Origin of the sequence: Herbaspirillum sp. WGmk3, assembly GCF_023952535.1 — a bacterium.
In the GTDB taxonomy this organism is placed as follows: domain Bacteria; phylum Pseudomonadota; class Gammaproteobacteria; order Burkholderiales; family Burkholderiaceae_D; genus Herbaspirillum; species Herbaspirillum huttiense.
Genome location: NZ_JAKYWT010000102.1, coordinates 1 through 258, shown reverse-complemented (window position 1 = coordinate 258; position 258 = coordinate 1). Strand labels below are relative to the sequence as shown.

Sequence of the window (258 nt, the reverse complement as noted above, 5' to 3'; positions counted from 1 at the left end):
CCGGCGGAAGCTCGACCTTGACGGCAAGGTAGCCGGCCTGGCGATCAGCGCCGAGGGCAGCCGTTCTGCGGGCTTCCAGCGCATGCAGCCGGTCGGTCTGCACCTTGGCCAGGTCTTTGACCTGTTCGGCGGCCCTGGCGGCTTCCTGTGCCCCCTGTCGGACCCGCGCCACGGCGGCACTGCGGGTATCGTGGTCGAAGCGCCTGGCCAACTCTAGGTACTGCTGCTGAATGGCCTCACGGGCAGCAGCGAAGCCGG

1 protein-coding gene is annotated in these 258 nt (G+C 69.4%); it reads left to right on the top strand.

Features of this window, described 5'->3' with window-relative positions:
- Positions 1–217: hypothetical protein (locus MKD49_RS26080; protein ID WP_252697751.1), on the top strand; the 217-nt coding region annotated here is incomplete at its 5' end.
- Positions 218–258: the final 41 nt, after the last annotated feature.